At 67.8% G+C, this 22004-nt stretch carries 22 protein-coding genes and 1 pseudogene; 11 read left to right on the top strand and 12 right to left on the bottom strand.

What is annotated here, in order from left to right:
- Positions 1–95: 95 nt before the first annotated feature.
- Together JHC99_RS18760 and JHC99_RS05360 are read right to left on the bottom strand one after the other, a co-directional pair.
- A pseudogene (locus JHC99_RS18760) lies at positions 96–626 on the bottom strand (HAD-IB family phosphatase); the annotation flags it as partial.
- Between the two features lie 58 nt (positions 627–684).
- On the bottom strand, positions 685–2130 hold the full coding sequence (locus JHC99_RS05360) for an SDR family oxidoreductase (protein WP_292152427.1): 1446 nt from the start codon (positions 2128–2130) through the stop codon (positions 685–687).
- Between the two features lie 140 nt (positions 2131–2270).
- Here JHC99_RS05360 and JHC99_RS05355 point away from each other — a divergent pair, with 140 nt between their 5' ends.
- The 3 genes from JHC99_RS05355 to JHC99_RS05345 are packed head-to-tail and all read left to right on the top strand — an operon-like array spanning position 2271 to position 3787.
- Complete coding sequence (locus tag JHC99_RS05355) at positions 2271–3200, top strand: Hsp33 family molecular chaperone (protein WP_292152426.1); 930 nt, start codon at positions 2271–2273, stop codon at positions 3198–3200.
- Between the two features lie 12 nt (positions 3201–3212).
- Positions 3213–3494, top strand: coding sequence for a type II toxin-antitoxin system ParD family antitoxin (locus tag JHC99_RS05350; RefSeq protein ID WP_292152425.1), 282 nt, complete (start codon positions 3213–3215; stop codon positions 3492–3494).
- A complete protein-coding gene (locus JHC99_RS05345) occupies positions 3491–3787 on the top strand; it encodes a type II toxin-antitoxin system RelE/ParE family toxin (RefSeq protein ID WP_292152424.1) in 297 nt (98 codons plus the stop codon). Before JHC99_RS05350 ends, JHC99_RS05345 begins: the two co-directional genes overlap by 4 nt.
- Positions 3788–3790: 3 nt before the next feature.
- On the opposite strand, the gene phoB is transcribed toward JHC99_RS05345, so the two are convergent.
- From phoB to JHC99_RS05315, 6 genes are all read right to left on the bottom strand, one after another.
- Complete coding sequence (phoB, locus tag JHC99_RS05340; protein ID WP_271146951.1) at positions 3791–4480, bottom strand: phosphate regulon transcriptional regulator PhoB; 690 nt, start codon at positions 4478–4480, stop codon at positions 3791–3793.
- 12 nt (positions 4481–4492) lie between these two features.
- The gene (gene phoU / locus JHC99_RS05335) at positions 4493–5224 is read right to left on the bottom strand and encodes a phosphate signaling complex protein PhoU (RefSeq protein WP_292152423.1); all 732 of its coding nucleotides are present in this window, start codon (positions 5222–5224) and stop codon (positions 4493–4495) included.
- Entirely contained in the window at positions 5224–6024 is an 801-nt protein-coding gene (gene pstB, locus JHC99_RS05330) for a phosphate ABC transporter ATP-binding protein PstB (protein ID WP_292152443.1), read from the bottom strand. The genes phoU and pstB overlap by 1 nt, the downstream gene beginning before the upstream one ends.
- Positions 6025–6217: 193 nt before the next feature.
- Positions 6218–7519 carry a phosphate ABC transporter permease PstA gene (gene pstA, locus JHC99_RS05325; RefSeq protein ID WP_292152422.1) on the bottom strand — a complete coding sequence of 434 codons (1302 nt, stop codon included), beginning with the start codon at positions 7517–7519 and terminating at the stop codon, positions 6218–6220.
- Positions 7512–8948, bottom strand: coding sequence for a phosphate ABC transporter permease subunit PstC (gene pstC / locus JHC99_RS05320; protein ID WP_292152421.1), 1437 nt, complete (start codon positions 8946–8948; stop codon positions 7512–7514). The genes pstA and pstC overlap by 8 nt, the downstream gene beginning before the upstream one ends.
- A gap of 105 nt (positions 8949–9053) precedes the next feature.
- Positions 9054–10511, bottom strand: coding sequence for an ATP-binding protein (locus tag JHC99_RS05315; protein ID WP_292152420.1), 1458 nt, complete (start codon positions 10509–10511; stop codon positions 9054–9056).
- 164 nt (positions 10512–10675) lie between these two features.
- Between JHC99_RS05315 and JHC99_RS05310 the strand changes: the two genes are divergently transcribed.
- The gene (locus tag JHC99_RS05310; protein ID WP_292152419.1) at positions 10676–12961 is read left to right on the top strand and encodes an ATP-binding protein; all 2286 of its coding nucleotides are present in this window, start codon (positions 10676–10678) and stop codon (positions 12959–12961) included.
- Positions 12962–12976: 15 nt separating this feature from the next.
- Here JHC99_RS05310 and JHC99_RS05305 read toward each other — a convergent pair whose 3' ends face one another.
- A complete protein-coding gene (locus tag JHC99_RS05305) occupies positions 12977–13186 on the bottom strand; it encodes a hypothetical protein (RefSeq protein ID WP_292152418.1) in 210 nt (69 codons plus the stop codon).
- Between the two features lie 144 nt (positions 13187–13330).
- Here JHC99_RS05305 and JHC99_RS05300 point away from each other — a divergent pair, with 144 nt between their 5' ends.
- From JHC99_RS05300 to JHC99_RS05280, 5 genes are all read left to right on the top strand, one after another.
- Positions 13331–14782: a short-chain fatty acyl-CoA regulator family protein gene (locus JHC99_RS05300; protein ID WP_292152417.1), complete on the top strand. Its 1452-nt coding sequence runs from the start codon at positions 13331–13333 to the stop codon at positions 14780–14782.
- 101 nt (positions 14783–14883) lie between these two features.
- Entirely contained in the window at positions 14884–16023 is a 1140-nt protein-coding gene (locus tag JHC99_RS05295) for a cache domain-containing protein (RefSeq protein WP_292152416.1), read from the top strand.
- Positions 16020–17162, top strand: coding sequence for a hypothetical protein (locus JHC99_RS05290; protein WP_292152415.1), 1143 nt, complete (start codon positions 16020–16022; stop codon positions 17160–17162). The genes JHC99_RS05295 and JHC99_RS05290 overlap by 4 nt, the downstream gene beginning before the upstream one ends.
- Positions 17163–17205: 43 nt before the next feature.
- A complete protein-coding gene (locus tag JHC99_RS05285; RefSeq protein ID WP_292152414.1) occupies positions 17206–17499 on the top strand; it encodes a hypothetical protein in 294 nt (97 codons plus the stop codon).
- Positions 17496–17771, top strand: coding sequence for a type II toxin-antitoxin system RelE/ParE family toxin (locus JHC99_RS05280; RefSeq protein WP_366927711.1), 276 nt, complete (start codon positions 17496–17498; stop codon positions 17769–17771). The genes JHC99_RS05285 and JHC99_RS05280 overlap by 4 nt, the downstream gene beginning before the upstream one ends.
- A gap of 7 nt (positions 17772–17778) precedes the next feature.
- Here JHC99_RS05280 and JHC99_RS05275 read toward each other — a convergent pair whose 3' ends face one another.
- On the bottom strand, positions 17779–19227 hold the full coding sequence (locus tag JHC99_RS05275) for a hypothetical protein (RefSeq protein ID WP_292152413.1): 1449 nt from the start codon (positions 19225–19227) through the stop codon (positions 17779–17781).
- 47 nt (positions 19228–19274) lie between these two features.
- Positions 19275–20261: a WYL domain-containing protein gene (locus JHC99_RS05270; RefSeq protein WP_292152412.1), complete on the bottom strand. Its 987-nt coding sequence runs from the start codon at positions 20259–20261 to the stop codon at positions 19275–19277.
- A gap of 89 nt (positions 20262–20350) precedes the next feature.
- Here JHC99_RS05270 and JHC99_RS05265 point away from each other — a divergent pair, with 89 nt between their 5' ends.
- Both JHC99_RS05265 and JHC99_RS05260 read left to right on the top strand, forming a co-directional pair.
- Complete coding sequence (locus JHC99_RS05265) at positions 20351–20590, top strand: hypothetical protein (protein WP_292152411.1); 240 nt, start codon at positions 20351–20353, stop codon at positions 20588–20590.
- A 15-nt stretch (positions 20591–20605) separates the two neighbouring features.
- Positions 20606–20791, top strand: coding sequence for a hypothetical protein (locus JHC99_RS05260; protein WP_292152410.1), 186 nt, complete (start codon positions 20606–20608; stop codon positions 20789–20791).
- A 2-nt stretch (positions 20792–20793) separates the two neighbouring features.
- Here the strand turns inward: JHC99_RS05260 and JHC99_RS05255 are convergent.
- The coding region (locus JHC99_RS05255; protein WP_292152409.1) for a M10 family metallopeptidase C-terminal domain-containing protein at positions 20794–22004 on the bottom strand (1211 nt) is incomplete at its 5' end.

The following is a 22004-nucleotide window of genomic DNA, read 5'->3' as shown; positions in this document are numbered from 1 at the left end:
GCGTCGGCGACCTCGACCACCTTGGGGCGACGAACGATCTCGGTGTAGGCGTAGAACCGGTCCGCGACCCCCGCCAGCTTGACCTCGGCGTCGTTCCAGCCGTCCCCGACCATGACGATCGGACGCGGCAGGTTCAGCGCCGCGATCACCTTCGGCTTGCCGTCGGCGTGCGACAAGGGATTGGCGTCGTCGACCCCGGTCACCCGGCCGTCGGCGTCGTAGGTCAGGTCGTTGCAAAGCACCCGATCCGCCGCGACGCCCAGCCGTTCCGCCACCGGCGCTATGATTTCGCGAAAACCCCCTGACAGGATCACGACCTTGTCAGCATTCTCCTGAAAGAAGCGCAGGTTCCGCCGCACCGACGGCGTTCCCTCATCGAGAATTCGGTCAGCCAGGGCCTCGACGTGGGCCCTCGTCAGAGGCAGCAGCGCCAGCCGCTGACGCAGTGCCTCGCCGAACCCGATTTCGCCGGACATGGCCCGGTCGGTCAGGTCGGCGACCCTGGCTCGCACAGCGTCGGCTTCCGCCGATCCGTCAAGCGCGATTTCGGCGAGTGCCTCCAGCGTCTCGATCCGGACCAGGGTCGAATCGAAATCGAAAACGAAGGTGGGGGTGGGCGCGCTCATGGCGCCCTCCTACCCCCTCGCTCGCAACTGCGGCAACGATGATTGCTAAGCCGGCGGCCTAGAATTTGGCGATGCGGCGGACCCGGCTGTCCGGACGACGCGATTCGAGCACAGCCGCACCGACTGCAGCAGCGATGGTGGCCACGGCCAGCAGGGCACCGCCTTCACGCGCATGGTCACGACCATACTGGACCCCGGCGTCGGCATAGCCGCGCGCCCGCTTGCCCGCCTTGTCGGCATAACCGCGCGCCGCCTTGGCGTACTGCTTGCGCTTGCCGCCCGAGATGGCGTCGCGCCCCCGCTGGAACAGGCTCTCGGCGGTGTCGCGAGCGTCTTCGCGCAGGGCCCCGGCCCGGTCGCCCAGATCCTCGGCGGCGCCGGTCAGGCCGCGCTGGATGTCCTCGAACCGATGCCTCAGAGCCTCGGCGTCGATCCAGCCGCGCGGGTCAAGCCGGTCACGGATCGTCTCGTAACGGCGCGGTCCCGAGCGCTGCATCAGCAGGACCGTCGCGATCGCCGCCGTCGCGACCAGGGCAACGGTGCCTGCGGTGATGCCGGGGTGCTTGCGCACTTCGGCGACGACGCTGAACTGTCGAACCATGGGATAATGAACCTCTTCGTTGAGGCCGTCCTCGGAAGGCTCGTAAAGACCATCCTCATACGACCAGTCGTCGGAACCCCTGTCCCGCTTCAACACAGGAGCGAACCGCGCGAAGAGTGGTTCCGCGATCCCCGGCAAAGCCGAATAGAATGCGGCGATCAGTCGCCCGCCTCCGCCGACCGTGATCTCCCGCGTCGGATGGGTCGCGCACCACAGGATGGCGTCGGCCACCACATGGGTCGCATAGACCGGCTGCGGGCTCTGCGCGGCATAGCCGGCCAGGTTCCGGGCGTGCCGGTCATAGCGCGAATCCACCGCCGCGGGCTTGACCAGGCTCAGCGAGATCGGGGCGAAATCGCGGATCAGCTCCATCCTCAGCGCATTGGTGAACCCCTTCACCGCGTGCTTGGACGCCGAATAGGCCCCCCGGATCGGTGCCGGTGCGTCCGACAGGGTCGAGCCGACGTTGATGATCGCCCCCCCGCCCGGTCGGCCTTTCAGGTGCTCGGCCGCAATCGTCGATCCGTTGACCACGCCCCAGTAGTTGGTCTCGAACAGCCGTCGCTGATCCTGCAGAGAGGTTTCCAGTACGCTGCCGATGATCGAGACCCCGGCATTGTTCACCCAGGTGTCGAACCCGCCGAACAGTCGGCGGCATTTGTCGGCCGCCTCAGCCAGGGCGTCGAAATCCGCGACGTCGGCCACGGCCCAGGCCGCGCGGCCGCCGTCGCGCTGGATTTCCTCGCACAGCGCCTTCAGGTCGGTCTCGCCCCGCGCGATCAAGAAGACGCAGGCCCCTGCCCGCGCAGCCCGCCTCGCCGTGGCCAGCCCTATGCCCGAGGTCGCGCCGGTCACAACGATCGCCTGCTGGTTCAGCGGCTTCAGGGTGGGCTTTACGGACATGATCACGCCTTCGTCTGTCGGCTCCCGCGGCCCGGTTCGCAACGGGCCGCCGGTCGTGCCGGTTCCCCACCCCCTTACCATAGGGCGCGCCCGTGCCTATCTTGACGCGCCTCCCCGACATTGCCCGGACTCGAAGACCCTTGCCCTATTCCGCGCCCACAGACACCACGACCGACAACCTGGCCGCCGCCTTTCAGATCGAGGGCTGGCCGGTGCGTGGCCGTCTGGTCCGCCTGGGCTCGGCGGTCGACGAAATCCTCTCGGCCCACGCCTATCCCGAGCCGGTCGCAGCCCTGCTGGGCGAAGCCTGCGCCCTCGCCGCCCTGGTCGGCTCCAGCCTCAAATTCGAGGGTCGGCTGATCGTCCAGGCGCAAGGCGACGGCCCCGTCCGCTACGTCGTCGCCGACTATGACACCTCCGGCACCCTGCGCGGCTATTGCCGGTTCGACGAGGCCGAGGTCGCTGCCGCCTCGACCGGTTTCGCCCGCCCGGGTGCCCGGACCTTGCTGGGCGAGGGCGTGTTCATCATGACCCTGGACCAGGGCCCCGATTTCGACCGCCACCAGGGCATTACCCCGATCGAGGGCGAAAGCCTGTCGCTGTGCGCCGAACACTATTTCGCCCAGTCCGAACAGGTGCCGACCAAGGTCCGCCTCGCGGTCGGCCAGATCGTCGGCGACGACGGCGTCGCCCACTGGCGCTCGGGCGGGGCCATGATCCAGGCCGTCGCCGGCGACGTCACGCGCGGCTCGACCGAAGAGGTCTGGGACCGCACCCGCGCCCTGTTCCAGACGCTCGGCGACGACGAACTGATCGACCCCACCATCACGCCCGAAACCCTGCTCTTCCGCCTCTTCCACGAGGATGGCGTACGCCTGGAGCAGCCCCTGCCCCTCGCCGCCGTCTGCCGCTGCTCCCCCGAACGCATCGTCGGCGTCCTGGGCTCGTTCAGCGACGCCGAACGCGCCGACATGGTCGAGGACGACGGCAAGATCCGCGTCACCTGCGAATACTGTTCGACGGTTTATGCGCTGGATCCGGCGGAGGTGGCGAGCAACGCGGATTCGTGAGACGCTGACGCCATGAGCGCCACCCGTACCCTAATCTTCGAGCTTTCGGAGGACGCCGCGAAAGAGATCGACGCCCGCGTCGCGTCCGGCGTCTATGAGGATGCGGCCGAGTTCCTGCGTGAGACCGTGGAAACCACTCTTTCGGCGCAACGGCCGGATTTGGAGCGATGGCTTCGCGACGAGGTCGGCCCGACATACGATGCCTACAAAGCCGATCCATCTCGTCTCGTGCCCGAAGAAGACGCTGAAGAGCGAATCAATGCGATGGTCCGCGCTCGGACCAAGCCCACTTGAGGCGATACCGCATCGTCTACGACGACAAGGCGCTCAGCGATCTTGCCGATCTCGAAGTCTGGATTGCATCGCAGGCGAGCATGCGGACGGCCTCGGGCTACACCGCTCGCATACGCAAGTGTTGCAGCCGTCTTCGGCATTTTCCGGAGCGCGGTGCCATCCATGATGACACACGCCCTGGCATCAGAGTCATGGGCTTTGAAGGCCGCGTCGATATCGCCTTCGAGGTTCAGGACGACCGCGTCATAATTATCCGCATCCTTTACGCCGGTCGTCAGTTCGACAGCCGCTGAGCCCTACCCTTCCAGATCCAGCGAGTACCCCGCTGACCGAACCGTCCGGATCGGATTGGCGCTCTCGCCGACGTCCAGCGCCTTCCTGAGCCGCCCAACGTGGACGTCCACTGTCCGCGCCTCGACGTAGACGTCACTGCCCCAGACAGCGTCCAGCAGCTGTTCGCGGCTGAACACCCGGCCCGGGTGGCGCATGAAATGGTCCAGCAGTCGGAATTCGGTCGGGCCCAGATGAACTTCGGTGCCGCTGCGGCGCACCCGGTGCGCGACCCGGTCGATGACGATATCGCCGTGGCCCACCCGGTCGTCGGCCAGACCCGGGCGAATCCGGCGCAGCACCGCCCGGATGCGCGCGATCAGTTCCACCATCGAGAACGGCTTGGTCAGATAGTCGTCGGCGCCGGTGTCCAGCCCCCGCACCCGGTCCGTCTCCTCGCCGCGCGCGGTCAGCATGATGATCGGCAGGTTGCGCGTCTCGGCCCGCCCGCGCAGCCGCCGGCAAACCTCGATCCCCGACACCTTGGGCAGCATCCAGTCCAGAAGCACCAGGTCCGGCTGGCGTTCGTCGACCTGGACCAGGCCTTCCTCGCCGTCCGAGGCGATGACGACGTCATAGCCTTCCTTTTCCAGATTGTACTGGAGCAGGGTCGCCAGGGCGTCCTCGTCTTCCATCACCAGGATATAGGGCTGCATCTAGGGCTCCCTTCAGGCTTGCGGCAGAGTGTGGGTGTGCGTCAGGCCGGTCTCGGACGCATCCGGCGCGCCGCGCGGCCGCTCGCCGATCATCTCGTCGCCGGTGATCTCATAGTGGACGGTCTCGGCGATGTTGGTCGCGTGGTCCCCGATCCGCTCCAGGTTCTTGGCCATGAACAGCAGGTGGGTGCAGGCGTTGATCGTGCGCGGATCGCCCATCATATAGGTCAGCAGTTCGCGGAACAGCGCGTTGTAGTGCTCGTCCACCTCGTCGTCCGAGGCCCATACCGCCAGCGCCCCGTCCAGCTCGCCCGACGTATAGGCGTCGAGCACGTCACGCAGCCGCAACGACACCAGGCGCCCCATCCGCTCGATCGACCGCGTCAGCGGCTGCATCGGCTCGGTCTCGGCGACGGCCAGGCCGCGCTTGGCGATGTTCTTGGCGAGGTCGCCGGTGCGTTCCAGATCGGTGGCCAGCTTCATCGCCGACAACGTCTTGCGCAGATCCGACGCCACGGGGCCGCGCAGCGCGATCAGACGGATGGCCTTCTTCTCGATCTCGCGATGCATGACGTCCAGCTTGGCATCGCGGTCGACCACAGCGCGGGCCAGGGCGATGTCGCGCCGGGCCACGCTCTCGACAGCATCCGCCACCTGCGCCTCGGCCAGACCGCCCATGCGGGCGACCTCCGCCGTCAGCTGGTTCAACTCGTCGCCGTACGCTTTTACTGTGTGCTGGTTCATCAGCCGAACCGTCCCGTGATGTAGTCCAGCGTGCGCCGTTCGCGGGGATTCGTGAATATTTCCTCGGTGTCGCCGGTCTCGACGATCCGACCCATGTGGAAGAAGGCCGTGCGCTGCGACACCCGGGCGGCCTGGGCCATCGAGTGGGTGACGATGACGATGCAGTACCGCTCGCGCAGTTCGTCGATCAGCTCCTCGATCTTGGCCGTTGCGATGGGGTCCAGCGCCGAGCAAGGCTCGTCCATCAGGATCACTTCAGGCTCGACCGCGATGGCGCGGGCGATGACCAGACGCTGCTGCTGACCGCCCGACAGACCGGTGCCCGCCGAATGCAGTCGGTCGGCGACCTCGTCCCACAGGCCGGCACGTTTCAGGGACGCTTCGACGATCCCGTCCAGCTCGGCCTTGTTGGTCGTCAGGCCGTGGATCCTGGGCCCATAGGCGACGTTCTCGTAGATGGTCTTGGGGAACGGGTTCGGCTTCTGGAACACCATGCCGACTTGGGCACGCAGCAGCACCGGATCGACGGATTTCGCATTGACGTCCTGGCCGTCCATGTCGATCCGGCCCGTCACCTTGCACCCCGGAATCGTGTCGTTCATCCGGTTCATGGTGCGCAGGAAGGTCGACTTGCCACAGCCCGACGGGCCGATGAAGGCGGTGACCGTCTTGTCGGGGATGTCCAGCGAGACGTCGAACAGCGCCTGCTTGTCGCCATAGAAGACCGACACGTCGCGCGCGGCGATCTTGGTCGGGCCTAGCGGAGCCACATTCACCTTCACCGACGGCGTGCGGCTCATGCTCGGCGCAGGTCCGCCGGCCTCCGGCTGAGGGGTCAGCATGGATTCGTCGCGCGGCTCCTCTCCGACAGGGGCGGCGGCGGCCGGCAGGACCTGGCCGCCCATCATCGGGGTGTCGGACGGATCACCGGGACCGCCGTCACGGCCTTCGGGAGCGCGGTTCGGGGTGTTGAAGAATGGAAGTTTCATAACTCTACCACCGGCGTTCGAAGCGCCGACGCAGCACGATGGCGGCGGCGTTCATGACGATCATGAAGGCGAGCAGGACCATGATCGCCGCCGCAGTCCGCTCGTGGAAGGCGCGCTCGGAAGCGTTCTCCCAGATATAGACCAGGGACGGCAACGCGCCGGTCGGCTCGTTGATGGCGTGCGGGATGCCCGGCACGAAACTGACCATGCCGATCAGCAGCAGCGGCGCGGTCTCGCCGAGCGCGTGCGCCATGGAGATGATGGTTCCCGTCATCACGCCCGGCATGGCCAGGGGCAGGACGTGCTGGAACACCGTCTGGGTGCGGCTGGCCCCCATGGCGAGTGCGGCCTCGCGGATCGACGGCGGCACCGACTTCAGCGACGACCGCGTCGCGATGATGATTGTCGGCAGGGCCATCAGCCCCAGCACCAGACCACCCACCAGCGGTGACGACCGGGGCAGATGCGCCCAGTTGATGAACACCGCCACCCCCAGCAGACCGTAGACGATCGACGGCACGGCCGCGAGATTGTTGATATTGACCTCGATCAGGTCCGTCAGCCGGTTCCGCGCCGAGAATTCTTCCAGATAGACCGCCGCCCCCACCCCGATCGGGATGGCGATACAGGCGGTGACCAGCAGCATCAGGGCCGATCCGATCACGGCGCCCAGCACCCCCGCGAGTTCCGGCTCGGTCGAGTCGCCATTGGTGAACAGTGCGCCGTTGAAATGGGTCCGTACCGATCCCTCGGTCTTCAACCGGTTCAGCCATCCGATCTGCTGATCCGACAGACGGCGCTGGTCGGCCGGCGTATCAGCCGAGATTTCGCCCTTGTAGAAGAGGTCGCTCTCGTCGGCGGCCGGGGCGGAAATGGTCACCGTCTGGCCGATCAACGCCGGGTTCTCGCGGATCAGGGCAGCGGCCCGGAACTTGAGCTCCGACGAGAACAGGCCGCGCATGGCCGTGGCCTTGGTGCCCCGCGCATCGTCGGCGATGCCGTAGCGCTCCAGTTGCTGCTCGGCGACCAGCAACTCGAAATTGGTGCCCTGCGGATAGGCCCGGTCGATGCGTGCGGGGTCCATATAGACCGGCAGGGTGATCTCGTGAGCGTAGAAGGCGGTGTAGCCCTGGGTCACGATCCGGCCCAGCAGCAGCAGCAGAAAGCCGATGGCGATGCAGACGGCCAGAACGCCGTACAGCTTGAACCGGCCCTCGCGGGCATAGCGCTTCTTGAGCCCGGCCTGAAGCCGACCTGCGCGCGCGACGTCCGTCGCCGGAACGGTGGCTGAAGTCGCGTCAGTCATACTGTTCCCGATAGGTCTGAACGATCTTCTGGGCGACGATATTGAGCACCAGGGTGACCAGGAACAGCGTCAGGCCAAGGCCGAAAGCGGCCAGCGTCTTGGGACTGTCGAACTCCTGGTCTCCGGTCAGAAGGGTGACGATCTGCACCGTCACCGTGGTCACGGTGTCGAGCGGATTGAGCGTCAGCTTGGCGGCCAGGCCGGCGGCCATGGTCACGATCATGGTCTCGCCGATGGCGCGCGACACGGCCAGGATCATGGCACCCGAAATGCCCGGCAGGGCGGCGGGCAACAGCACCCTCTTGACCGTCTCCGACTTGGTCGCGCCCATCGCATAGGACCCGTCACGCAGGCTCTGTGGCACGGCGTTCAGGATGTCGTCTGACAGGGACGAAACGAACGGGATCAGCATGATCCCCATCACCGCACCCGCCACCAGCGCCATCTGGTTCTGCACCAGCATCAGATACTGGCCGATCCCGTCCAGGGGTCCGCCGACCATCCAGGAACCTATCGTGTTGAAGAAGACCCGGAACGCCGGCCCCACCGTCAGGGCGGCAAAGAAGCCGTAGACCACCGTCGGCACGCCTGCGAGAATCTCCAGCACCGGCTTGATCACCGCCCGCGAGGTCCGGCTGGCGTATTCCGACAGATAGATGGCGCTGAACAGCCCGACCGGTGCCGCCACGCACATGGCGATCAGCATGATCAGGAAGGTGCCGGCGAACAGGGGCACGGCGCCGAACGCTCCGGACGATCCGACCTGATCCGCCCGGATCGCGATCTGCGGCGACCACTTGGTCCCGAACAGGAACTCGGTCACCGGCACGGACTGGAAGAAGCGCAGGGAATCGAAGATCAGCGAGAACAGGATGCCCACGGTCGTCAGCACCGCCACAGCCGAACAGGCCAGCAGGATGCCGCCAATCCAGCCCTCGACCCGGTTCCTCGCCCGCAGAGACGGCCTGATCTGCAACGCCGCGAACAGGGCACCGAGCGCCGCCGCGATGGCCGCCGCGATCAGTGCGCCGGTGGTCAGCATGGTATGGACCTGCGCCGACCGTCGACCCTCGACGATCAGGGCCTCGCTCAGCGGGGCCAGCCAGATCTGTTGCGGAGCCCGCCCCTGCCCGACCCGGCGCGCGTCGGCGAAGAAGGCCTCGCGCTTGAAGGTCTCGAGTTCGTTGACCTCGGCGGGTGCCCCGGCGGCGATGGTCTGGTAGGCGATGGGCTCGGCGAAGATCCCGGCCGCGATCAGGATGACCAGGGCCGGAACCCCGACCCAGATCATCGCATACAGACCGTGCTGGGTCGGCCGAGAGTGGGCCTTGACGCTGGAAGCCGCCGCACGTCGCGTCGCCAGCCGGCGTCCGCCGACGAAGGCCAGCGCCGACAGCGCGATCAGGATCGGCAGGAACAACCAGATCATCGGAGAGCAGGGGTCGCCAGAATCGCAGCGCGGCGAGGGCCGGCTTTCAACGGCCGCAATAGCCCCAGGTGGCGAGCGGATTACGACGGCTGAGTGACAGTTCTGTTACGGCGCAGGTTGTAGCGTCGCCACGCCCGTCTCGCGGGCTGCCGGCGCCGCTGCCGCCCCGGCCGCCATAGGGAAATAGGCCGTAAATCCCGCGCCTTCGCCCACCGCGCTCTCGACGACGAACCCGCCCCGGTGCCGATTGACGATATGTTTGACGATGGCCAGCCCCAGGCCCGTACCGGCCCGCTCACCGCCACTCTTCTGACCCTCGACGCGATAGAACCGCTCGGTCAGCCGGGGCAGGTGTTCGCGCGCCATGCCCGGCCCGTGATCGCGCAACGTCACCGCTGCATACAGCACCCCGGCTTCTCGGTCTGGCGTCAGCAGCGACATCCGCGTCGCCCCCTCCGTGCGCGGCCCTGGGGCGGCGTCCAGCGTCAGTCCACGCCGGATCGTGATCTCCACGATCTGGCCGGGTGCAGAATACTTGATGGCGTTGTCGGTCAGATTCTGGACCACCTGAACGATCTCGTCGCGATCCGCCTCGATGGTCGTCGCGCCGGGCTCGGTATCCAGCACAATCACGACCCCCTTTTCCTGGGACAGTACGCTCAGCGCATCCACCACGTCGGACGCCGCCAGCGCCAGATCGACCCGACCTGACGGCGGGATATGTTCGTTCAGCTCGATCCGGCTCAGCGACAGCAGGTCCGCTACCAGCCGCCCCATCCGATCCGCCTGCACCCCCATGATGTCGAGGAACTTGTCGCGCGCCTTGGGGTCGTCCCGGGCGTGGCCCTTCAGCGTCTCGATGAACCCGCTCAGCGAGGCCAGGGGCGTGCGCAGCTCATGGCTGGCGTTGGCCAGGAAGTCGACGCGCATCAACTCCATGCGCCGCACATCGGTCTCGTCATGCAGGCGCAGAACCGCCAGCCGGTCGTGTGGCCCCGACGCCGCCTCTGAGCCCGGCTCGGACGTCAGCGGCTCGACCCAGGCCCGCCAGTGCCGATCCCGCGATCCCCCGGCCGCATAGCTGGTCGTGCGGTCCACCCCGCCGAACAGGGCCTCGTCCACCGCCTCCAGCACCCCGGGGTCGCGCACGGCCGAAACCAGCAGCGCCCCTTCCCGGGCAATCTTCAACAGGTCGCGCGCCGCACCGTTGGCAAGGATGATACGGCGACCGGCGATGTCATCCGCCTCGCCGCCGCTGACCACCATGACCGGATCGGTCATCGCCTCGAACACACTGTCCAGCAACGCCATGCGCCGCGCATCCCGGCCCCCGTCGCCGCGACCGTCCGCGACGATCTCATTCGACGCCGCCGGACGTCGCACGGCCATCCAGGCGCTCAGGGCGACAGCCGCGGCCCCGCCCACCAGCCAGATCGCGACGTCGGGATGGACGACGGCCAGAACCAGCATGATCCCGACCGCCAGCCCGCCCGTCGCGACCTCGGTCCAAAGACGCGACGACGCGAGGGGCGCGACGGGAGAAGGCGACTGATCGTAGGGCATTGCGGCCGGCAAACCTCGGAGTACCGGGGCAGCAGGCCCCGATTCGATCCTCTTACCACGAGGATGGCACGGCTTGATGACCGTCACGGTTGCCGTCTTCAGCATCCCGGGCACCGGTTTGTTTACCTGTGAAGGTTAGAGTGGAGCCAGGAGCACGAACGACCTTGGACGACCTTCTCTACTGCCTTTCCGTCGAACACGACTGGCGTTACGTCGTCGGCTCCGTCGTCCTTTGCGTCGCCGGACTGGCGGCGACCGTGGGCCTGCTGTCGCTCGCCCGGTCTGACGGTCGCAGTCGCCGCATCCTGTTCGGCGCCGGGGCCACCGCCATTTCCGCCCTGACGGTCTGGGCGACCCATTTCCTGGCCATGGTCGGATACAGCAGTGTCGCCGAGGTCCGTTATGACGCCCTGATAACCCTGTTCTCGCTGGTCATCGTCTGCGTCGGCTTCGCCGCCGGCGTCGCCCTGCTGTTGGGCCGTCCTGGCCCGGCCGGCAGGGTCATCGCGGGCCTTACCGCAGCGGCCTCGACCACCGCCATGCATTTCGTCGGCCTGTCGGCGGTCTCCATCGAGGGCGCGCGGGTCGGGTGGGAAATCGGCCCCACCATCCTGGTTGTCGCCGCCGGCCTGGCGATGGCCGGCCTCATCGGCTTCATCCGGGTGATCCCGAAACGGCTCAGGGCAGCATCGGCGGCCGTTCTGGGATCCCTGACCGTGCTGACCCTTCATTTCGGTACGATGGCAGCCATGGTCATCAGCCCCGCGCCGGTGACCGCCGTGGGCGACCTGTCCCAATCGGCACTGCAACTCACGCTGCTCGGCACCGTGGTCGTGACCGTCGTCTTCGCCGCCTTCATGATCGGGATCGCCTGGTGGTCACGGACCAACAGCCTGGCGCAGCTGCGTCAGGCGATCGAGGGCATGCCGGACGGTCTCGCCTTCTTCGACGCCGAGGATCGGCTCGTGGCGTGGAACCAGCGCTACGCCGACGTCAACACCGAACTCAAACCCTATCTCAGGCCGGGGATCACCTTCGGCCAGTTGGTCGAGGCGGGCCTGACCACCGACACCTATGTCGAGGCTTTCGGTCGTCGCGACGAATGGCTCGCCGAGCGTATGGAGGCGCGTCTCCAGGGGTCCAGCACCATGGAACAGCGCATGGCCGGCGATATCTGGCTCAGGGTCCAGGACCGGCGCACGGCCGACGGCGGAACCGTCACCGTCGTCAATGACATCACCGACCTTAAGCGCGACGCCATCGCCCTGGCCGAGGCGCGCGACGCCGCCGAAGCCGCAACCCACGCCAAGTCGGCCTTCCTGGCCAATATGAGCCACGAAATCCGCACTCCCCTGAACGGCGTGATCGGTCTGGCCCAGGCCCTGGCCCGCACCGACCTGAGCCCCGGACAGGCCGAGATGCTCGAGCTGATCCAGTCCTCCGGCCAGACGCTCCAGACCCTGCTCAGCGACATCCTGGATCTGGCGCGGGTCGAATCCGGCCGGGTTGAGATCAGCGCCCAACCCTTCCTGCTGTCGCGCGCCGTCAAGGAAGCCGCCCAGCTCTATGCGGCCTCGGCCGCCGACAAGGGGCTGCAGTTCTTTTGCGACATCGAGCCGGACGCCGACACCTGGATCCTCGGCGACGTGGTCCGGGTGAAGCAGATCCTGACAAACCTGGTCTCGAACGCCGTCAAATTCACGGGCCAGGGCTTCGTCAGCCTGACCGCCGCGACGGCCCTGTCGCCCGACGGCGAACCCTTCCTGCGCTTCACGGTCGAGGACACCGGCGTGGGCTTCGACGCCGAGGCCCGCGACCGCCTGTTCAACCGCTTCGAACAGGCCGACGCCAGCATCACGCGCCGCTATGGCGGCACCGGCCTTGGCCTGGCCATCTGTCGTCAGTTGGCCGAAATGATGGGCGGTGCCCTGGATTGCGAGAGCGAGCCGGGCGGAGGCTCAGCCTTCATCCTGACCCTTCCCCTGATCCATGCCTCCGAGCCCACGGCCGCAACCGGCCTGGACGCCTTGGTCGAGCCCGAGCGTGAAGGCGGCGGTGTCCGGGTTCTGCTGGCCGACGACCACCCGACCAACCGCCGCGTCGTCGAACTGATCCTCGCCCAGGCCCATGTCGACCTGACCTCGGTCGAGGACGGTGCCCAGGCCTTCGCCGCCTTCTGTGCCCAACCCTTCGACCTGGTGCTGATGGATATGCAGATGCCGGTGATGGACGGTCTGACCGCCACCCGCGAAATCCGCGCCCACGAGGCGGCCATGGGCTCGCCTCGCACGCCGATCGTGATGCTGACCGCCAACGCCCTGGCCGAGCACGTCGCAGCCGGCCAGGCGGCCGGAGCGGACGCCCATTTGTCCAAGCCCTTCAGCGCCGAGGATCTGCTGACCCTCGTCGCCGAATGCGCCGCTGCCGATCCGCGTTCGATGGCCGCCTGACCTGAGCCTCGCAGGCTATTCGTAGCCGTGCGCCGCCTCGTTGATGACCTGTGACGGCATTCTCGAGAAATCGACGCTGATCGGCTGGGCCGCCTTGGCCTGGAAGGTCTTGATGACATGCTCCAGGCGACGCCGGACCTCGGTCGCAGCCTCCGAACTGTCGTCCAGCTCCAGCGGAGCAAGGCAGAAAGCGATGATGGCCTGAGGCCGGCTGAGCGGTTCCATGGTCGTCTCCATTCGTGCGCCGATGCGCTGTGAGCTCAGAAAACACGCTACAGTCACAATAGATACCGCTCGCGTGCCCTCCATCATGTCATTTTGTCAGATCATGACCTTTCGATTTCAGTCATTTCGTGACACGCTCATGCCATGGAGAACACCGATCGCAAGCTCTTCCTCGGCGGCCGGCTGAAACGGCTCCGGCGCAGCCTCAACCTGACCCAGACGGCCATGGCCGCCGACCTTGCCGTCTCGCCCAGCTATCTGAACCATATCGAGCGCAATCAGCGCCCGGTCTCCGCTCAGCTCCTGCTGCGTCTGGCCGAGACCTATGACGTAGATCTGCGCGAACTGAACCGCCCGGCCGGCCAGGCTGGCGAGGCCGAACTGGCCGAAATCTTCGCCGACCCCCTGTTCAAGGGCCTGGCCGTGCCCCGCCACGAAATCCTGCAACTGGCCGACGACGCCCCCGCCGCCGCCGACGCGGTGCTGCGCCTGTACCGCACCTTTGCCGAGGCCCGTGCCCGCGAGCGGATGAGCGCCGCGCTCGGCGATGGGGGCCGCGACGACTCGACCGAACACTCCCCCGCAGACCGGGTCCGCGATTATATCCAGGCCCGCAACAACCATTTCCCCGACCTCGACCTGATGGGCGAGGCGCTGCACGCCGACCTGACCCGCAATGCCACTGGCGAAGAGGTCGAGGCCCTGGCCCGCCGCCGCCTGGCCGACCGTCACAACCTCGCCGTCCGGGTCATGCCGGCCGAGGTCATGGTCGAATGGACGCGCCGCTTCGATCCCCATCGCCGCCGCCTGTTGATCTCCGAAAGCCTGGGCCACGCCTCGCGCGCCTTTGCGGTCGCGTATCAGTTGGCCCTGTCCGAGCATGAGACCGACCTCGAGGCCATGGCCGACGCCGCCGACATGCCCGACCCGGCCGCGCGCCGTCTGGTCAAGGTGACCCTGACCAACACCCTGGCCGCCGCCATCCTGATGCCTTACGCCGCCTTCCACCGCACGGCCGAGGATACCGGCTATGACCTCCCTCGCCTCCAGGCCCGCTTCGGCGTCAGCTTAGAGCAGGCCGCCCAGCGCCTGACCACACTCTCAAGGCCCACGGCGCGCGGCGTTCCCTTCTTCCTGATGCGGGTGGACCCGGCCGGCAACGTCTCCAAACGTTATGCGTCGAGCGCCTTCCCGTTCGCCAGATTCGGTGGCTCCTGCCCCCGCTGGCGCTTGTATTCAGCCTTCCGCACGCCGGGCCGCATCGTCACCCAGATCATCGAGACCCCGGCCCAGGACGGCAAACCCGCCGGCCAGTGGTTCACCCTGGCCCGCACCGTCGACCGCCAGGGCCGCGACGCCTTCTCCGAGGGTGCCGACCTCGCCATCGGCATCGGCTGCGAGCTGAAACACGCCCACCGCCTGTCCGCCGCCCGGGGCATCGACCTGGCGACGCCCGACGTCACCCCCATCGGCCCCGCCTGCCGACTCTGCCACCGCCACCCTTGCGCCGAGCGCGCCGCCGCCCCTCTCGACCGCCCCCTCGCTGTCGATGACTGGTCAAAGTCGGTCAGTCCCTATCCGTTCGCCGAGGCGTGACCGGGCCGCCGCATCGATCCTCGCCTGCCTATTCTTGAGCCGCCAAACAAACCTCGGTAAGCGTTGCAGTGCGGATTGAACGCCGCCGTCCGGGGGGACCCATGAAATTTCGTCGCGACGCGCCTCTGGCGCTGATCACCGCTGTCGTCGTCGTGATCGGCGTCCTGACGCTGGCCTCCAACCTGCTGTTCGGGGGCATGACCTCGGCGGTGGAAAAGAGCCAGATCGATCTGATGCGCTCCATCATCACCTTCAACCTTGAGGGGACGGCCGGCAACGCCCTGGCCCGGGCCGAGATCATCGCCAGCGAGCCCGAGGTGCGTGACGCCCTGGCGCGGGGCGACCGCCCGGCCCTGCTGTCGACCACCGAGGCGATGTTCGCGACCCAGAAGGACAAGTACGGCGTCACCCAGGTCCAGTTCCACACCCCGCCCGCCACCTCCTTCCTGCGGCTCCAGGCCCCGACCCGGTTCGGCGACGACCTGTCCAGCTTCCGGCCCATCGTGGTCGCCGTGAACCGCGAACGCACCCCCAAGAAGGGCATGGAGACCGCCCGCTCCGGCCCGGCCATCTTCGGCGTCGCCCCGATCAGCGCGCCCGACGGGTCGCCCGCCGGCTCGGTCGAAGTCGGCATGGACTTCGGCCCCGTGCTGGACCGACTCAAGGCCGCCTATGGCCTGGACCTGACCCTGTTCCTCGACGAGGCCCCGCTGCGCCAGACGGCGACCGGCATGGATCCCACTCTTCTGGCCGAACAGAACCGCGTCGGATCGACGATCAAATTGCACTCCACCGACTGGGATCTGATGCGCGATCTGGTCACCGTCGAGGACCTGCGCATTCACGACGAGCCGTCCGATTATGTCCGCAAGGCCGGCGGAAAGCCCTATGGCGTCGTGATCGTGCCTGTCCGGGGTGCCTCGGGCGAGCTTCTGGGCGCCGTCGCCGTGACCCAGAGCTTTGCCCCCACGCGCGGCGCGGCCGGTCGCTCACTTGTGCTCCAGATCCTGTTCGCCCTGTTCGCCGCCATCGTCCTGGCCGGGACCGTGCTGATCGTCGTGCGCGGCTTCCTGCTGCGGCCCCTGCGCGCGATCTCCGGCCGGTTCGCCGCCATCGGCACGGACGATTCCGTCGAGGACGATCCCGACGACGATCGCCTGTCGCTCGAGATGTCCGAACTCGCCGCCGAACAGAAACGCATCGCCGCCTTGGTCGAGGCCGGTCGGAACCCCGCCCCGTGAGCCTGCGCCGCCTGATCATTGCCGCCATGGCCCTGACCGGCCTTCTGGTCGTCGGCCTGCTGCTCCCGGGCCTGGGCCAGACCCAGAGCCTGGCCACCCCGCCCGAACCGCCGCTGTCCGCGCCGGCACCCCAGCCGACGACCCTGCCGCTGGGCGCCGGCCTGCCCGTTGTCGTCCGCACCGGCCTGTCCTTCGTCGACGTCGAGGCGATCGACGAGAACGCCCAGACCTATGCCGCGACCGTCGACCTGCGCCTGCGCTGGAAGGACGCCCGCCTGGCCTATCCGCCGTCGGACGCCCCGACCGGCTATCAGGAATGGCGCGGCGAGGCCGCCACGGACAAGCTGGCCGAAATCTGGACCCCCGACGTCGATCTGGCCAACCGCGTCGACGACCCGTCGGCCGACAGCCGCTCGCTGCGTATCTTCCCCGACGGCCAGGTCGAGATGCTGCGGCGGGTCACGGCGGTCTACAAGTCGCCGCTGGACGTCACCACCTTCCCCTTCGACCACCAGGCCCTGCCGGTCGAGATCGTCTCGCGCGGCGAACCCGCCGACCGCGTCTCCCTCGACTACCGCCAGGAGGATCTGGAGTTCAGCCGCGCCCGCGCCGGTCTTAACCTTGATGGCTGGGCCATCGGCCGCGTGACTCTGACCCGCGACCCCTTGGCGGGCTGGTACGGCGAGACCTATTCGCGCCTGCGCGCTGCACTGGACGTCGGTCGCGATGCGGGCTCGACCGTGGCGGGCCTGTTCATCCCCTTGCTGGCTTCGCTGCTAATCCCCCTGCTGGCGACCTGGCTCCAGTCGGCGAAGAACGGCGAGTTCCAGACCGAGGCCTTCGAACTGACCAACATCGTCATCGGCGGTCTGTTTGCGGTGATCGCCCTGAACTTCACGGTCAACACCGACCGCGCCATCCTGGCCAATGGCCAGAACACGGTGGCGATGCTGTTCGGGCTCAACTACGTCACCCTGGCCCTGGCGCTCGGCATCAACATCGCCCTGTTCCGGTTCAACGCGGTGCGCGCCCTGGCCGGGCGACACGTCCAGCATGAGGCTTTCACCTTCATCACCTGGGCCCTGCCCCTGACCGTCGCGGCCACTGCCGTCGCTATCGTCCTGATCGCGGCGGTGTGAGCGGCGTCTTGGTCGGGTGCGCCGGATCAGGTAGGATGCCACCATGGCCGACGGCGCTCTGACCCGAACGATCACTCTGACCCTCGACGAGGACACCGCTTTGCGCCTCGATCAGGCCGCGCGCGACGCAGGTCTCGGGGACCTCATCGCCGAGGCCCTTGTCCCAGACGACCTCCTCAACACCCGCACCGAGGCGGCTCGCCAATGGCAGGACGAGCAGACCCGGATTGCTCTCGATGAGTACGAGAGGACAGGCGAAGGCGTTCCACTCGAAGAGGCGCTCCGGACTTTCCGTGCGGATGTCGAGGCTGGCCTTGCCGCGAAGGTCCAAATCTGAAGGTCATTGTCACTCCTGTGGCGCAGGCTGATCTGCGTCGACTTGGTCAATTTCTCGTCGCCAAAAGCCCTCGCGCGGCGCGACGAGCCGTCAACCTCATCGAAGAAGCACTGATCTCGTTGCAGGAAATGCCGGACCGGACGCCGATCCGCGAAGACGGTATCCGCGAGCTGATGGTCCGGTTCGGCGCCGGCGGCTACGTCGCCCGCTATCGAGTGATGGCCGACCACGTAATCGTCCTACGCATCTTCCACATGCGCGAAGACCGCTGAGCGCGCCTCAGCCCAGCACGACTTTCCCGCCCTCGACCCGGTGCGCCACTCCCGTCCGCTGGAACAGCCGCCCGATCACCGCGCCGGGATCACCGACCCCCTGGTCCAGCATCCGTTCGATATCCAGCCTCAGTGACGGATCGCGCGCGGTGCGGGTCAGAGCCGAAAGCCACTCTTCGCGGCTCAACACCCCGTCGCGGCCCTCGCCCCGCTGAAACTCCGCGATGACGTCGAACCAGTCGCCCCCATCCCGCGTGCCCTTCGCCGCCTCGAACGCCATCGCCCAGACTGCGCCACACGCATAGTAGGCCCGGTTGTCGCCCCGCTCCCCCGCCGTCGCGACCGGCTTGCCCGTCGCAAAGGTCACGCAGTCGTCCACCTCGCGCTGCAACTCGGCCCGCGCATCGTAGGTCGGGTCGATCGCCGAGATCGCCCGCACCGCCATCAGGTCCGCCCCGCCCTCGGTGATCCAGGCGTCGCGCGCGAACTCGTATCTCAGCCCGTTCGACCCCAGCCAGAAATGCGCCGCCTCATGGCCGATGAACCACCGCGCTCGCGACAGGGCAACCGCGTCCGGGTCCAGCACGCCTTCGCCCTCGAAATTCATCGAGATCAGCCCAGGCAGGACGCTGCCGCCCATGCTGGACAGCCGCTCGGTCGGCCCCGTCCACGATACCATCAGCGTCGGCACCCCGCCCGCCGACGGCCCAAGCCGCTCGGCGTAGTATCCCATCACCCGCGGCGTGAACCCGGCCAGCTCCTGTCCCAGCCAGGTCGGCAGTCCCGGATCGATGACCGTCGTCACGCCCGAGCCCGAGCGCACCTCCGCCTGTCCAAACAGCACATAGGTATCGGCGTCCACCTCCACCGGTTCCGCGATCCGCTCCCCCTTGAACAGCACTGGCCCCGCCCGGTCGCGCCAGCGGACTCGCGCCGGCCCGCCCGGCAGGTCCAGGCCGTTGGTGTCCAGCGGCAAGGCCCGCGCCTCCTCCACCGAGGCCAGCGGGATCACGTCGAACTGCCCCGAATACAGCGCCACCGTCCCGTCCGAGAACATCAACGCCGGATCATAGTCCGCCTCCAGGTCGCCTTCGCGCGGATGCATGACGATCCGCACGTCACGGGGCACCGGCGATCCATCGACGGTCCTCAGCACATCGTACCGCCCCTGCCGATCCAGGATCACGCCCGGCGTCTGCACCGACCACCACGCCGGCCGCCAGGGCGTGCGCCCGACCCTCAGCAAGGCCGACCTTTGGAACGCCCACACGGGTGCATCCTCGTTCAGCCGATAGGTCACGGTCCAGGCGTTCCCGTCGCGCAGCACCGCCGCCTCGACCCGGTCGCCACCCGTCCGGATCACCGATGCCGGTTCAGCACCCGACGCCGCGCACCCACCCAGCGCCAGGGCGACACAGGCGAGCACAGACATCAGGCGGGTCGATCGAACGGTCATGCCGCCGGGATAGCCAGCCCGCCGGTCCCCGTCACCTTAAGCCTTCGTCATGCACAGGCGTCCAGCGCCCGCTGGGCTGCCGCGAGCTCGCCTGCCATCACCGCCTTCAGCCGTTGGGGCGCCACGATCGAAACCTGCTCGCCCCAGGTGAACAGGTGCCAGGCCAGTTCCCGCATCCCCGAGGCCCGGAACCGCACCTCGACCCCGCCGTCCGGCAGGTCGTCGAACGTCTGGGTCGGATGCCAGCGCCAGCCCCGCGCCTCGGCCGCCCCGCCCGGCGTCACCCGCAACACCACGTCCTCGATCTCGTCCTGATAGATGCCGAAGGACTGGCTGGCGAAGACGTTCAGGTCGAAATCCGCCGGTGCCGTCGCCACCCCCTCGCCGGGCGCCACCGCGCTCATCCGGTCCAGCCGGAACGTCTGGATCCGCCCGCTCTCACGATCCGCCGCGACCAGATAGTTGGCCCGCCCGAACATGACCCCGCACGGCGCCACCGACCGCCTGCGCGCCTCCGCCCCCGGCCGGGCATAGGTGAACTCCAGCGGCGACAGCCCCAGGATCGCCTCGCGGATCGCCGCCAGCATGGCCTCGTCGGCGGATGGCCTCGGGCCCGCCTGCACCGCGATCGTCTCGGCCCGCACCAGGGCCTCCAGATCGGGGGCCAGCCGGTTCAGGGTCGTCGACCGCATCGCCGACTTCAGCTTGCGTTCCAGGCTCTCCAGCGCCGCCGCCCGCCCCGCCTCGCCCGTGGCCCGCAACCCCTGCGCCGCCTTGGTCAGCTCGATCAGTTCGGTCGTCGTCGGGGCCTGCTCGAACGCCGACAGCCCGCCCCGGATGCGCCACCGCTTGGTCGGCGGATCGGACACCTCTTCCACGGCGGGGAACAGCATCAGCACCGCGTCCCGCAACCGCTCGGCCGAGCGCCGCCCGACCCGCGCCTCGCGCGCCATCTCGTCCAGCGTCAGCCCCTCGGCCGAGGCTGCCATCCGCCGCGCCAGTTCGATGACCAGGACCGCCTTGTCGTGCCGCACGCCCGCCTCCGATTGAGTACGACCGATTCTGACGTATCGCCGTTGCAATGTCCATCATCGCAACCGACCGACCTCATGGAGATCACGACATGGCCCGCGCTTTCGCTCCCGTTCCCTTCGCTCCCCACGCTTCTGTCAACGCCAGCCGCTACCTGATCGTCCCGTGCGAGGCCGACGGCTGTTCGGACCTGGCCGTCATCTGGGATCGTCTGGAGGAACAGGTCATCGACGTCATCAGCGCCGCCGCCTCTCACCGCTATTCCGACGAGGACGCCCTGTGGGACGAAGCTCGCGGCTGGACCGACACCGACCTGCGCATGGCCGCCTGATCGGAGAGGCCGGAAATGACCTTCGCCATTTGGGCCGTCGTCATCGTCCTGGCCACGATCTGGCTGGGCACCTGGGCGCTCCAGGTCGCCCTTGTCGTGGTGGACCTGGTCCTGAACGCTGTAGTCTGGACGGTAGCCCTTGTCGTCTGTCTCGTCTGGCTCGGGACGCGCGCCCTCCGCGGCCGGATCAAGGCCGCCTGACCTCAAAGATACCAGTCCTGACCGTGATAGAAGCCGCGCCCGACATCCAGGTCGAGGTGCAGCATGAACCGGCCGTCGCGCCCGGACAGGTCGATCGCGACGTCCGCCCCGTTTGCCGAAGCCTCGACCGGCAGCACCTCGGGGCGCACCATCTTGATCGGCGTCTCCTCCGCCATACCGGCCGGAGCCCACAGGATGTCGCTGATTTCCAGTCGGGTGTTCGTCAGGATGACGCGCATGTCGTTCACGCCGTCACCCCCCAGGTCCACGAACAGATAGCTGAACCCGCCGGAGTAGGCGATCCCGAACGCGTCGTTCGGGCCCGTCCGAACCTGCCGCAGGTCGATCTTGTCCGTGCCGGACACGAAGGAAAAGATGATGTCGCTGAGTGCGACGGTCGATTCCGACGCCGCCCGATACAGGAAGGTATCCGCGCCGCCCTCGCCGTAAAGGCCGTCGCCACCGCCGCCACCGATCAGGACGTCATCCCCGTCGCGCCCATACAGATTGTCCCCCAGCGCGCCGCCGATCATCGTCTCCGACCGCGTCGCCCCGAGCATCGTGATGCCATAGGGTCCGTTGATCGCGCTGGTGAACAGGACGTCCTGAGCATTGATGTCGCGTCTAACGGCGCTGGTCGCGAACTGTGGAATGCTGGAGCCGCCGGCGAACAGGATGCTCGATCCATCCTCGGTCCTCAGGATGGTGATGTTCTGGATCGCGCTCGAGAACGTGCTGGGCGACAGAGGCCTGATGTCGATCACATCCTCGCCGGTCGTGAAGTCGTACAGGTTATCGACCCCCAGCGTCGAGCTGGAGTCCATGAAGCTCCCATAGCGATAGGTGTCGCGCCCGGCCCCGCCCGAGATGGCGTCGGCGCCGATACCCCCGGTCAGGATGTCGTCGCCCGCGCCCCCGATCATGGGGTCGGCGATGTGCGAGCCGATCATCGTGTCCGCGCTGTCGGAGCCGATCATGAACACCCCGACGGTCGCGTCGATGTCGGTGGCGTTCACATTTCCCGCTGCGACGAACAGCTGGAACGCCCCCGCCGCCGTCTCGGCGAAGACGACGCTCGCCCCGCCCGCCAGCCGCGCCACGCTGACCGAGGTCAGGGCCATGGCGGTCAGGTCGATCCGGTCGCTGCCGGTCACGAACTCGGTGATGATGTCCGACGCCACTGCCGTCGAATCCGACCCGGACAGATACCGGA

Origin of the sequence: Brevundimonas sp., assembly GCF_016463485.1 — a bacterium.
Lineage (GTDB): Bacteria > Pseudomonadota > Alphaproteobacteria > Caulobacterales > Caulobacteraceae > Brevundimonas.
This window is presented reverse-complemented; position numbering and strand designations above follow the sequence as displayed.

Coding starts and splice junctions, on each gene's coding strand:
- JHC99_RS05360 (WP_292152427.1), bottom strand. CDS start 2,130: ATGTCCGTAAAGCCCACCCTGAAGCCGCTGAACCAGCAGGCGATCGTT.
- JHC99_RS05350 (WP_292152425.1), top strand. CDS start 3,213: ATGAGCGCCACCCGTACCCTAATCTTCGAGCTTTCGGAGGACGCCGCG.
- phoB (WP_271146951.1), bottom strand. CDS start 4,480: ATGCAGCCCTATATCCTGGTGATGGAAGACGAGGACGCCCTGGCGACC.
- phoU (WP_292152423.1), bottom strand. CDS start 5,224: ATGAACCAGCACACAGTAAAAGCGTACGGCGACGAGTTGAACCAGCTG.
- pstB (WP_292152443.1), bottom strand. CDS start 6,024: ATGAGCCGCACGCCGTCGGTGAAGGTGAATGTGGCTCCGCTAGGCCCG.
- pstA (WP_292152422.1), bottom strand. CDS start 7,519: ATGACTGACGCGACTTCAGCCACCGTTCCGGCGACGGACGTCGCGCGC.
- pstC (WP_292152421.1), bottom strand. CDS start 8,948: ATGATCTGGTTGTTCCTGCCGATCCTGATCGCGCTGTCGGCGCTGGCC.
- JHC99_RS05315 (WP_292152420.1), bottom strand. CDS start 10,511: ATGCCCTACGATCAGTCGCCTTCTCCCGTCGCGCCCCTCGCGTCGTCG.
- JHC99_RS05305 (WP_292152418.1), bottom strand. CDS start 13,186: ATGGAACCGCTCAGCCGGCCTCAGGCCATCATCGCTTTCTGCCTTGCT.
- JHC99_RS05300 (WP_292152417.1), top strand. CDS start 13,331: ATGGAGAACACCGATCGCAAGCTCTTCCTCGGCGGCCGGCTGAAACGG.
- JHC99_RS05295 (WP_292152416.1), top strand. CDS start 14,884: ATGAAATTTCGTCGCGACGCGCCTCTGGCGCTGATCACCGCTGTCGTC.
- JHC99_RS05285 (WP_292152414.1), top strand. CDS start 17,206: ATGGCCGACGGCGCTCTGACCCGAACGATCACTCTGACCCTCGACGAG.
- JHC99_RS05275 (WP_292152413.1), bottom strand. CDS start 19,227: ATGACCGTTCGATCGACCCGCCTGATGTCTGTGCTCGCCTGTGTCGCC.
- JHC99_RS05265 (WP_292152411.1), top strand. CDS start 20,351: ATGGCCCGCGCTTTCGCTCCCGTTCCCTTCGCTCCCCACGCTTCTGTC.
- JHC99_RS05260 (WP_292152410.1), top strand. CDS start 20,606: ATGACCTTCGCCATTTGGGCCGTCGTCATCGTCCTGGCCACGATCTGG.